Source organism: Streptomyces sp. NPDC050743, assembly GCF_044456925.1.
Taxonomy (GTDB): domain Bacteria; phylum Actinomycetota; class Actinomycetes; order Streptomycetales; family Streptomycetaceae; genus Streptomyces.
In genome coordinates this window covers 1-1254 of sequence record NZ_JBITGJ010000338.1, presented here as the reverse complement: position 1 = coordinate 1254, position 1254 = coordinate 1, and the positions used below count along the sequence as shown (strand labels likewise).

Below are 1254 nucleotides of genomic sequence, written 5' to 3'. Positions count from 1 at the left end.
GTCGCGGCTTAATTTTGCTGTGTGGTTGGGTAGAGGTGGCGCAGTTTCACGCGTGCGTCGTCGGTGGTGAAGTGCCAGTCGACTTGGCGCTGGTTGCTGTTGGTGTGCTGCTGCCAGGCGGCGAGTTCGGTGTTGAGCACGGCGAGGTCGTGGATGCGGCGGTCCAGGCACTGGCGGGTGAGGGCGGAGAGCTCGATCTCGGCGATGTTGAGCCAGGACCCGTGTTTGGGGGTGTGGTGGATCTCCAGGCGCTGGGCCAGCGCGAAGGCCTTTGCCGGGTCGAACGCCTCGTAGAGCGAGGCGGTGGTGTGGGTGTTGAGGTTGTCCATCACCAGCACGACCGTGGTGGCGTCGGGATAGTCCACGGTCAGCAGGTGCTCGACCTGGTGCGCCCAGTCGACCCCGGTCCGGCGGGGCCGGGCGTCCACGCGCCGCCATCCGCGCAGCGGCTCGACCCAGCAGAAGATCGAGCAGGTCCCCGAGCGGACGTACTCGTTGTCCTCGCGCCGGTCACGGCCCGGCCGCGCGGGAAGCGGATCGCGGACGTGGCCGAGCAGCTGGTACGGCTTCTCGTCCATGCACACCACCGGGCGGGCCGGGTCGAGGTGGCGGCGGTAGACCGCCAAGACGTCCTCCATCGCCGCGGCGAAGGCCGCATTCGCAGCGGGCGGGATGGTCCAGCACTTCTTCACGTGAGGACGCAGTTCCGTTTTTTTAACACCCGGCCGATCGTGGAGTGGTCCAGATCCGGGATGTCCTCGACCAGCGCGACGTGCTTCTCCAGCAGTCGCAGCGACCACCGGGCATGTCCCTTGGGCGGCGCCGAGCAGGCGAGCGCGATCAGCCTCGCCTCGACCTCGCCGGTCACCGGGGAGGGCACCGGCGGGCATGCGCGTTCCTTCCGGCCGACCGTGGCCCACACATCGCCGCCGGTCTCCGCGTACCGCTTCGAGATCAGGCGGACCGACTCGCACGAGACCCCGACCCGGTCCGCGATCACCGCCCGCGGATCGACCTCGCCGACCGACGTGTCCAACGCGAGCAGCACCCGTGCCCGCCTGATCATCGACGCGCTGCGGACTCCCGTCGTCGTCACGCGCACCAACGCCAGACGATCTTCGGCACTCAACGCAACCGGATACTTCTTCTGTGAGGACACGGCACCCCTGCCCGGCCGAACGGAAGCGACAAGGGGAGCTTGCCCGACCCCAACTCCACCAACCAGAACAACACTTAGCCGCGACGATCTACTAG

General features: G+C 68.1%; 2 protein-coding genes. Both read right to left on the bottom strand.

Annotation, left to right across the window (positions count from 1 at the left end; genetic code table 11):
- Window positions 1–8: 8 nt before the first annotated feature.
- A complete protein-coding gene (locus ACIBJF_RS53500; RefSeq protein ID WP_399185130.1) occupies window positions 9–692 on the bottom strand; it encodes an IS630 family transposase in 684 nt (227 codons plus the stop codon).
- Window positions 689–1129, bottom strand: a complete 441-nt coding sequence (locus ACIBJF_RS53495) for a helix-turn-helix domain-containing protein (RefSeq protein WP_399185129.1) — start codon at window positions 1127–1129, stop codon at window positions 689–691. The genes ACIBJF_RS53500 and ACIBJF_RS53495 overlap by 4 nt, the downstream gene beginning before the upstream one ends.
- Window positions 1130–1254 lie beyond the last annotated feature (125 nt).